Annotated in this window: 11 protein-coding genes; 1 reads left to right on the top strand and 10 read right to left on the bottom strand. The window is 64.6% G+C overall.

Translation table 11 applies throughout. From position 1 onward, the window contains the following. Positions 1–78: 78 nt before the first annotated feature. Positions 79–1425, top strand: coding sequence for a reverse transcriptase domain-containing protein (locus tag PVW46_RS14180; protein ID WP_069210821.1), 1347 nt, complete (start codon positions 79–81; stop codon positions 1423–1425). A 136-nt stretch (positions 1426–1561) separates the two neighbouring features. Here PVW46_RS14180 and PVW46_RS14175 read toward each other — a convergent pair whose 3' ends face one another. From PVW46_RS14175 to PVW46_RS14130, 10 genes are all read right to left on the bottom strand, one after another. Next, positions 1562–2077, bottom strand: coding sequence for a phage virion morphogenesis protein (locus PVW46_RS14175; RefSeq protein WP_069210822.1), 516 nt, complete (start codon positions 2075–2077; stop codon positions 1562–1564). Positions 2078–2083: 6 nt separating this feature from the next. Beyond that, positions 2084–2290, bottom strand: a complete 207-nt coding sequence (locus PVW46_RS14170; RefSeq protein WP_069210823.1) for a hypothetical protein — start codon at positions 2288–2290, stop codon at positions 2084–2086. Then, positions 2283–3764, bottom strand: coding sequence for a phage head morphogenesis protein (locus PVW46_RS14165; RefSeq protein ID WP_274576313.1), 1482 nt, complete (start codon positions 3762–3764; stop codon positions 2283–2285). Before PVW46_RS14165 ends, PVW46_RS14170 begins: the two co-directional genes overlap by 8 nt. Next, complete coding sequence (locus PVW46_RS14160; RefSeq protein ID WP_069210824.1) at positions 3757–5382, bottom strand: DUF935 domain-containing protein; 1626 nt, start codon at positions 5380–5382, stop codon at positions 3757–3759. The genes PVW46_RS14165 and PVW46_RS14160 overlap by 8 nt, the downstream gene beginning before the upstream one ends. A gap of 14 nt (positions 5383–5396) precedes the next feature. Continuing rightward, entirely contained in the window at positions 5397–7025 is a 1629-nt protein-coding gene (locus PVW46_RS14155; RefSeq protein ID WP_069210825.1) for a hypothetical protein, read from the bottom strand. A 5-nt stretch (positions 7026–7030) separates the two neighbouring features. Further along, complete coding sequence (locus PVW46_RS14150) at positions 7031–7279, bottom strand: hypothetical protein (protein ID WP_069210826.1); 249 nt, start codon at positions 7277–7279, stop codon at positions 7031–7033. After that, the gene (locus tag PVW46_RS14145) at positions 7276–7842 is read right to left on the bottom strand and encodes a phage protein Gp27 family protein (protein WP_069210827.1); all 567 of its coding nucleotides are present in this window, start codon (positions 7840–7842) and stop codon (positions 7276–7278) included. The genes PVW46_RS14150 and PVW46_RS14145 overlap by 4 nt, the downstream gene beginning before the upstream one ends. A gap of 1 nt (position 7843) precedes the next feature. After that, positions 7844–8143 (bottom strand): VpaChn25_0724 family phage protein, encoded by a 300-nt coding sequence (locus PVW46_RS14140; RefSeq protein WP_069210642.1) that lies wholly within the window; start codon positions 8141–8143, stop codon positions 7844–7846. Continuing rightward, entirely contained in the window at positions 8140–8493 is a 354-nt protein-coding gene (locus PVW46_RS14135) for a DUF2730 family protein (RefSeq protein ID WP_069210828.1), read from the bottom strand. Before PVW46_RS14135 ends, PVW46_RS14140 begins: the two co-directional genes overlap by 4 nt. 19 nt (positions 8494–8512) lie before the next feature. Next, on the bottom strand, positions 8513–9069 hold a 557-nt coding region (locus PVW46_RS14130), incomplete at its 5' end, for a 3TM-type holin (protein WP_274576307.1).

Raw genomic sequence — 9069 nt, 5'->3', positions numbered from 1 at the left:
TAGCGGCCATGCCGTGCGCAGAGGATGGGTGTCCGTCAACGGTCGGGATTGTATGAGCGGAGGACCCGAGCGAAGAACATGGCGAAGACACTATTTCAAGAAGTCAGAAGCGAACAAAACATCTTCTCAGCTTGGCGACACGTGAAGCGCAGCGCTTTGACCTCAGGCAACGCCGACATTCGCGGCAAAGCCTCCGAGTTCGAGCATGCTCACCAGCGTCACCTTAGGCGCATCATTGGTCAACTGCGCACGGGCAAGCTCTCCTTTGATCCTGTCGAGGGCGTCTTGAAGGACAAGCGCAAGCGTCTTGCAGCAGGCAAAGCCCCACGGCCCATCGCAATATCCACCATCCAGAACCGTGTCGTCCAGCGGGCAATCCTACAGGTTCTACAGCCACGGCAGGCGCGTGACCTTCGCGACCCGGACACACGATATGAGACCATTCGCGACGATAGGCTGGGGCGCATCAACGACGTCAACCGATCCAAGTATGGCGTTGGAGGGCTGATCTACCCTCATGGCGGTGTTCGCCCCGCCATCAGAGCAATCATGGGGGCAATTGACGGCGGCGCAAAATTCTACTTCCAGTCCGATATTCGAGCCTTCTTCACCAAAATTCCGACAGACAAGGTGGTTGACTTCGTTCTGCGAGAAACCGGGGACGAAGCATTCATTGAGCTGTTCGCCAAGGCTCTTGAGGTTCACTTGGCGAATGAAGATGAGCTAGTTGGCTACGCGCACCTGTTTCCGAAGGGCGGAATCGGCGTTGCTCAAGGGTCCTCTCTTTCGGCCTTCGCGGGAAATGTGTTACTTTATGAGATGGACCAGAAGCTGAACACCATGGGTGTGACGGCGGTGAGATACATCGACGACATTCTCATGGTCGGTGCAGACCTTTCATCTATCGACGCCGCCAAAGCGTATGCTGAGAAAACCCTGACAGACTTTGGTTTCGGTCTCTACACACCCGCAGATGGCCCGGAAAAGGCCGCGCAAGGCGAGTGTAGCAAATCCATCAACTTCCTTGGCTGCACACTACAGCCCAAGCGGTGCGTCCCAAGCGCGAAGTCTATCGACAATATGAAGGAAGGCGTCCGAGAGACGCTTGCAGCTTCCAAGGCTGCGATCAAGGAGGCGCTCACGAAGGGAACCTCCCTCAACTCCAAGCATTCACAGAGCGCCACTTTAGATTCTTTAGGTAAGCGCATCTATGGATGGCAAAAATCCTTCGCCTTCTGCAATCAACGTCAACCCTTCGAGCACTTTGACGACTACGTTGCGAAACAGGTCGCGGACTACCACGGCGTGATCGTTCGGCAGCTTGGGAAGGTCGATCATCGGGTCAAGGCGATGATACTTGGCGTCCCTTCGACAGCAGATATGTTCGACAACACCCGCGAAAAAGCCGCGAGACTTGCAGATTGAGCTTACCGCAGATTCGTCAGCTTTCTGCGCTCTGCGGTCATTCGACCAGGGCGCAGCGAGCGGCAGCTGTCCGCCCTCCCGTCCCGCGTCTGTCGCAACATCCGAGATAGAGGCATCGGAGCTACTGTGCATGAGATCAGTCTTCGATCAGGCCTTGAAGATAGTCTTCAATGGTCTCCAGGAGGGCAGTCTCATCCTCGGGACCGATGCCTAGGAACGGGCGTGCCGGGATGTCGCCCCAGGGGATCGTCATAAAGAAATCGCGGCCATTCTTGTCCTTGCCGATCCGCGCGCCGAACTGCCCCTGGGCCGCGCCGAACTGCATCACGGCGGCGTAGATCATGTTCGATCCCCAGTCGACGTGCCCCGGCGCAACCTCATAGGCAATCGTGGTCGACAGCGCGCGCGTCACCCCGACCAGCTGGCCACCTTTCGGCGTGTCGCCCCGCGCGCCATAGGCGTCCAGCGTTGTCTGGCTGCGCGGTGCCCAGGCCGTGCCGTCCGGCGCTGTGCCAGTCTTGAAATTGCCCTGGGTCCGCTCGACCATCAATTCGCCGATGTCCTGAAGGAGCGGCGTCAGGTCGGAAAGCGCCTGTTCCGCCTCGGCCAGGGCGGGGCGCAGCGTGTCCGTGGTGACGTCGACGGTGATCATGCCGGCTCAGAGATCCAGTTCGACCGTTCGTGCGGCGGGATCGAAATCTGCGGACTGCCGCGCCATGAACAGCGCCTCCGACCAGGTGGCGCGCGCCATGTCCTGGTCTTCCTCCGGCAACTGCTCGATCAGCTCCGACAAGCGATCCTCCGCATCCGCCGGCAGTGGCTCCGCGTTGATCAGGTCCATGATCTGCTGCGTGACGTCAGACATTCCGTCGGTCCCTTGCCTTGAACAGAGCGAGCAGCTCGGGCTTGATCCGGGCGTGATACTCCGGCCCCAACATATACAGCACGAAGCTCTCAGCGACAAACTCCTTGAAGTTTGTCGACCCGTAGATCGAAACCGCGAAGTTCCACCCGTCGCGATCCCAGCCTTCAATCGCTGCGTTCACCGCCTCCCAATGGGAAAAGTGGAACTGATGGCCGGTCTCGTGAATGGCCACGGAGCGTGGATAGTCCTCGCCCCCGATCACCACCGTGTGCTGCCATGTTGCGCGTTCGGCCGCGCGGCGTGCTGGACCATCCGGCAGCTTTGCAATCGCCTTCGCATGTTCCGTTGCCCAGGTCTCCAATCGCTTGGCTTGTGCCTCGGGCGCATACCAGGGCTCCCTGGACAGCCCGACCCTGTTCCAGCCCATGACCTTGTATCCGGGTGCGTACCAGGCACTGGCGTTCGGCGAAGGCTTGAGCCTGCCTCCGGTTGCCGTGGCTATGACCTTCGCGGAGCCCACGGCCTGCAACGGCACCATATCGAAGCGGTTTTTCAGCTCCCAGAGCGTTTGCACCACCTCGTTGACCGCATCGAGCTTCACTTTCCCGGGCCAAGAGACCTGTTTCTCGGCCAGCCCGCTTTCCACCACCAGCACCGCCGCATCCTTCAGGGACGTCGCCGGTCGCAGAGGCGGCACGGACGGCGACGGCGGGTCGGCGGCATCTTCGGTCAGCGCCGTGGACAACCCCTCGGGCAAGGCACCGGCCTTGCGCCGGATCTGCTTGCGCACCTCGTCGACCACGCTGCCGCCCGGCGCATAGCCCCAGCCTCGATCGATCCCATCCGGCTCGCCGGTCTTCTGGTTCAGATCCCGCCAGTTCTCGGGCAGCGTGACTTTCGGGTTGCCGCCGAGGCGTATCGCCTGCCGCAACGAGCGGGCGCCGACGACATAGCAGCTGCAGCCCCAGCCGTTCGGGGGATAGTGCGTGGCCCAGAACGGGTGATCGGCCGGCAGGATCAAGCCGTCCCAGGCAAGGTGCTGCTCGCGCGGCTCCAGCGCGCCGCCGTGGCGATAGACCCAGTATTTGAACCCGCCCTCGACCAGCTGAGCATACCGTCCGGCGGCGTAGCTGGTGCGCATGTTCGTCTGGTAGATGATCCGGGTGCGCCAGGCCTCGCCCTTTTTCGTGCCCTCCCCGGTCCAGCCATGCCAGCCGCGCCGCTCGACGATCTGCCGGAAGTCACGCCGGAACTCTTCCAGGCTGGTGCCGTCGACGATGGACTTCTCGACGGCCTTGGCAAGGTCCGCCAGCAGGTCCGCCTTGGCGGCACCGGCCACCATGAAGGCGCGGTCGTGTTGCGCCTTCCACAGTTCGTCCCACTTGGCCGTGGGCACCTGGTTGCCCAGGCGGAGCCGGAAGGCCGCTACCTGTTCCTTGAACGGCTTCCGAAAGCTCGTGGCGAGATCAGCCATCGCCGCCGCCGGCCATCAGGCGCCCTGCCAGGTCACCCGCGATGAACGCCTGCGCCAGGACCTTGGCCAGGGCATCCTGCGACACCGAGGGGTACGCCCCGAGCAGCATCTCGCGCAGCTCCTCCAGGCTCTCGGCCGAGCCCATCATCGCCTCGATCTGCCCCAGCATCGCCTCGATCTCGGGTGCGGCCTCCTCGGCCAGCTGATCGACCGCGATGTCGAGAGGCGTTGTGCCGCCCGCTGAGCGGCCTCTCTCGTCGTCACGGCCCACCGCCGCCGAAAGCGCGGCAAGGGTATTCAATGGGTATTTAACGGCGCTCTCAGGAGGGTTTCCGTCCCCTGCCCCCGGTTGGCCCGGCGCCTGCGGCGCATTCTGCCCCCCGGGACGCAGGATTTTGGCCCCTTCAGAAGGCCGGCGCAGGCCGAGCTTGGCATAGACATCGTCCTCTGCCACGGCCAGCCCGCGATCCACGGCCTCCCCCACGGTCTGCATCCACTTGGCAAGGTCCTCGGCCTCTGGCCGGGCGATGACGATCCGGGGGTAGCGGCCATGCCCGCGATAGTTCAGATCCACCCAGGGCCGCACCAGGTCGCGGTTGAGCGCGCCGGAGAGCGCCTTGGCATCCGCCCTCTCGATGTCCTCCTGCACCATCCGGTGCTCCTTGCCGGACCCCAGCCCGCCGACCTCGGCGTCGGTGGTCGCGGTCTGGCCCAGCACCGCCTTCGAGACCTGCTTGTCCAGCCAGTCGGCCCGGCTCTCGTAGAGATCCACCGAGGCGCCGACGTTGCCGGTTTCCACGAACTCGATCTCCATGCCTTCGGGCATGATCGCGGCGCAATCGCCGGCGATGTTCGCCACCGCCCGGAACAGCGTGTTCCGGTCCTTCTCGGAAGCTCCCACCGGATACCTGCCCACGCGCAGGGGCTGACCATAGGTCTGGGTGAAGATCGCCCAGTCCCGCAGCGTGTACATCTTGAAGAGATAGGCCCAGGTCACGGCCCTGCAGATCCCAGACCGGGGCGTGATCCCGCTCTTGGCCCGGATCCGGGGATGGATGAACTTGTATGCCGGCAGCGGTTCGTCCTGGCCGTTCTCACCGATCAGGATTGGCGTCTTCAGATCGCGGCGGTCGAACCGAAACCAGCGCGGGTCCCGGGCCTCCAAACGCACCGGCCAGAACTGACCGGCGCTTTGCTCCCAGATGATCTCCGTGAAGGAATAGCCCTTGCCGATGCTGTCGAGGATATCGAACAGCTCCTCCTCCAGCTCATCGCGCAGGAGCCAAGTGCGCAGATCCTCGGCGATCCGCTTGTCCGTCGCCTCCGAACTGGCATCTTCGACCGTGATGTCGAGCTGGGTGACAGACCGCTTCCGCGTGCCAAGCACCCCGACATAGTGCAGGTCGCGCTCTTCCATCGCCTCGGCCAGCTCCAGCTGGCGTTCGGGATGCCCCTCGTCCGCTTCGCGCAGGATGTTCGCCAGGCGGCGCGGATCGAGCCCGTCGCCGGGGTAGCCGGTGAGCGGCGAACGCACGCCGGTCAGGGAGGGGCCTGCCACCTCGCGCGTCAGCTCACGCCGACGAACCGGGCGGCCCCATTGATCGACCAGTTGGGTCATCACTCAACTCCTTGTCAAAATACGCCCCCGCGCAGGCGCGCGCCCAGCGGCTGGCGCCACCAGGGCCGGTCATTGTCCCGGTCGTCGGGACCGTCCTGGCGTTCTGTCACCGGCTGGTAGGCGATCTCGGTGCCGGTCTGCCGGCTGGCGTACCAGGCGAGCGCCCCGGCCACGGCGCTATCGCCGTGCCGGTCCAGCCCGTCCGATCCCTTGAAGCGGAAGTCGCGCGGCACGCGGATGATGCCGTCCACGAACTGCAGCGCCTGGTGATCCGCCAGCACGTCGGCATGGGCCGGCAGTTCGATGGTACGGTCGGTGAAGGCCTCGATGTAGGAGGGCATCTCGGAGGCGTACCATTCGCGGCTGAAGCTCACCTCCTCGATCCGGCTGCCGTAGCGCATGGCCGCCTCCTCGGCGAGGTAGGCACCGTTGCCGGTCTTGTCGACGGCCCCCTTCATGAAGCGGGGCAAACGGTCGGCGATGTAGAATAAGACCTGCTTCTGCTGGCCGAAGGGGATGTTGCGCATTTCGACGATCAGCCTGCAGCGCTGGCGCAGGTCCTCGCCCTCTTCCAGGATCACGATGTCAGTAGCATCGCCGGACCGGGCAAAGTCCTCGCCGAGGTTGTGGCGGCGTTTGGGGTCCAGGCTGTCGAGAACCGGCTTCAGGTGGTCCTCGCACCAGGCCAGCGTCTCGGCCTTGCGCTGCTCCTCTGGCGCGTTCTTGAAGGCGTCCGGCTGGTGCCAGCGGTGGAAAGGCGCGCCCTTCGCCAGGCAGGCCTCGATCTGCACCCGCGTCAGCGCGGCACCGGCCATCTCCGAGGGGACCGCGTCGAGTTCCTGCTTCATCGCGGCGTCGCGCGCGCCGTAGGAGCTGCGGATCTGCGCCTCCCAGGCGTCCTGATCCTTCTGCGACCAGGTCTCGCCCTTCATCAGGCAAACCCGCTTGAAGAGACCGTTCCGCACCGCGTCGCCGAAAGTGCAGGTGTGGACCTTGAAGCCGTTCTTGCCCGCAAGCGCTTCGCGGATCAGCTCGTTGAACGGGTTCAGGTGCCCGTTGTGGGTCGAGATCACCCGCACCTTGCCGCCCCAGATCAGCAGGGCGTTCACCGCATCGATAACCTCGCGCACGTCGCGGTGGAACGCCGCTTCGTCGATGACCACGATGCCCTGAAGGCCGCGGATGTTGGCAGGGTTCGACGACAGCGCCTCGACACGGAACCCGGAGGCAAAGCGCACGCGGTAGGCCGCGATCTGCTTGGTCGTGCCATCGGGCTGCTGGTCCTCGAAGAGGAATTCCTCGACCTGCCCCAGTTCACCGGCCACCACCTTGGCGAAGTGCGCGACATAGCCGATTGCCTCGCGGCCCTTGTCCTTGGTGTCGCCGATGTAGAAGCAGTTCTGCCCGCCCGCATCGCGCGAGGCGGCGGCGATCAGCGTATCGTCTAGCATCTCGGCAAAGGTGATCCCCGTCCTGCGCCCCTTCCTGCAGATCTTCAGATCCGACAAATCCTCCAGCCAGGTCTTCTGGTGCTCCATTAGGATGCCATCGGCAAGCGGGTCGAGATCCGCCGGGATGTCCCCGCCGCGCGGCAGGTCGACGGGGAGTTCCTCAGGATTGCGGGAGAGGACAGGATGGGTCATGGCGGTCACTTCTTCGACGGTGTCGCCTCGGCCGGGAGGACCTGCCCTGGCAGCCCCGGGCGCCGAGGCCTGAGCGAGACCAGGTAGGGTTCTCCCCGCCACCAGCGCACCTTGGCGGCATCGCCGAGGTGGGTGACAAAGACCTCGCGGCGACCGAGGCACCAGGCCAGTGCGGCGCGCCATTTCGGCCCCTTGCGCCAGTGGTGGTCACCGACCAGGAGGATCGCATTGACCTGGGCGCGCGACCGGCTCACGACCGCAGCCCCAGCACGCCCTTGCGCAGGCGGTCGAGCATCTCGGCCGAGAGCCCGGCCTCGGTGGCCGTGGCCTCCAGCGCCTCGTCCATCTCCGCCTGTGCCACTTCGCGCGCCTCGCGGGCGACACGGGCGCGCTCATCGGCCAGAAGCTTCTCGCGCATGCCCGAACTGCTCATGAGGTCCTTGAGCATCCGGCCCAGGCTCATCAGGTCCTTGGGGTCGAGGTGCTGATCTTCGGCACGAACCGACTGGATCATGTGAATCGCGCTGGTGGCGATCATCTGCATCAGCACCTTGTGCAGCTCACCCTCGGCCTCGATGTCGAGATCCGACAGCAGGGTCTCGGCGATGGCGAAGGCTTCGCGCTGATCCTTCAGCGCCTTCGAGAAATCGCCGACAGCCGTCTTGCCCACCGACAGTTCAAGACCCGCCTCCTGCAGACGGAAGTTCAGCGCCTCGGTGACATCGACGATGTCGGCGAAGCCCCGGTCGCGCAGCTCCTCGGCCAGCCAGCGGCGCAGCTCCTCCGGGATCAGGTCCAGCTTCTTGGGCGGCGGCATGTCAGCTTCCCGGCCGGGGGCGCTGGACGCCGGGATGCTTGGCGATGCCCTGGGCAATCTCGACGCCGCGCGTGGTGGCGGTAGCGACGATGAAGCCGCCCGCCAGCTCCTCGGTGGTCAGCATGCCCTGTTCGGCCAGCCAGCTCAGCTCGGTCACCACCTGGTCGCGCGAATAGGTGATCCCGAAGCGCGGAAGAAGATCGGTCATGATCGAGACATTGGAGGTGTAGCGCGGCGCGTCCTCCAGCATTCGCAGGATCGCCAGGCGGGCGTGTTGCTGCAGTTCTTCGGCGTAGCTCATGGCCGGCCCCCGATGTTTAAAAGGTAGTTCTCGATCCGCTCGACCGCGACGTAGAGACGTTTCGTCTCCTCGCTGCGTGACGAGACGGTGGTTTCGATCCGGGAAAGCTGCGCGCCGAACTCGCCAAAGCGCAGCTCCAGCCCGTGCAGATCTTCCTTGGCAGGCAGACTGGCAACCGTCTGTTCAAGCGAGCTGATCCGCTTGTCCTGGTCATCCATGCGCCCCGATCCGGTCTTCAGGCGATCATCAAGCGCGGACTGGCGCGTGCGCATCACCGCGACGGACATCGCGACCAGGGAGATGACAAGAGCGGCGCCATCCAGGAGGATTTTGATCAGGTCATAGCTCACAAGGCGGGTCCTTTCTGGATCACTTCGACGCCCGCCAGGCATCGAGAGCGGGATTGTCGGAAAGCACGGGATCGGAGGCCTGGGGCGTCTCATCGCCGTCGAGGGCGCGCAGGCTGTCGCGGCTCTTCAGGACGGCTTGCGTCTGGGTCAGGAGGCCCGCCACGTCGCGCTGGAAGTCGAGGCCCTTCACCTGCTGGCGCCCTCCGAAAAAGAAGGTGACGATCACCAGGATCACCGCCCAGACGCTCTGCGGGATCACGGCCCAGGCGGCAAAGACCTGCGCCATGAAGACCGGGTCATAGGGGGTCCAGACCAGCACCCAGAGCGCCCAAAGCGCCAGCAACGGACGCGGCAAACGGTTGAGGCCGTCGATCAGGCTGTCCCACCAGGTGCGGCGCGTCCGCTGACAGAACTCGGCCGCGAACTGGTCCAGCGCCGCACTGTCCAGGTCATGGCTGCGTTTCGACGCGGCCTCTGCGTTGACCCGGAACACTTCCGCCATCTCGCGCACCGCGTTGCGGTCTCCACCGAAGAGCGTGGCGAGGATCTGACCGATCAGCCCCATGCCGCCACCCG

It is taken from the genome of Mameliella sp. AT18, from assembly GCF_028807275.1.
In the GTDB taxonomy this organism is placed as follows: Bacteria; Pseudomonadota; Alphaproteobacteria; order Rhodobacterales; family Rhodobacteraceae; genus Antarctobacter; species Antarctobacter albus.
This window is presented reverse-complemented; position numbering and strand designations above follow the sequence as displayed.

Excerpts from the sequence above, each read along its gene's own strand:
- PVW46_RS14180 (WP_069210821.1), top strand. The coding sequence starts at position 79 with ATGGCGAAGACACTATTTCAAGAAGTCAGAAGCGAACAAAACATCTTC.
- PVW46_RS14175 (WP_069210822.1), bottom strand. The coding sequence starts at position 2,077 with ATGATCACCGTCGACGTCACCACGGACACGCTGCGCCCCGCCCTGGCC.
- PVW46_RS14170 (WP_069210823.1), bottom strand. The coding sequence starts at position 2,290 with ATGTCTGACGTCACGCAGCAGATCATGGACCTGATCAACGCGGAGCCA.
- PVW46_RS14165 (WP_274576313.1), bottom strand. The coding sequence starts at position 3,764 with ATGGCTGATCTCGCCACGAGCTTTCGGAAGCCGTTCAAGGAACAGGTA.
- PVW46_RS14160 (WP_069210824.1), bottom strand. The coding sequence starts at position 5,382 with ATGACCCAACTGGTCGATCAATGGGGCCGCCCGGTTCGTCGGCGTGAG.
- PVW46_RS14155 (WP_069210825.1), bottom strand. The coding sequence starts at position 7,025 with ATGACCCATCCTGTCCTCTCCCGCAATCCTGAGGAACTCCCCGTCGAC.
- PVW46_RS14145 (WP_069210827.1), bottom strand. The coding sequence starts at position 7,842 with ATGCCGCCGCCCAAGAAGCTGGACCTGATCCCGGAGGAGCTGCGCCGC.
- PVW46_RS14140 (WP_069210642.1), bottom strand. The coding sequence starts at position 8,143 with ATGAGCTACGCCGAAGAACTGCAGCAACACGCCCGCCTGGCGATCCTG.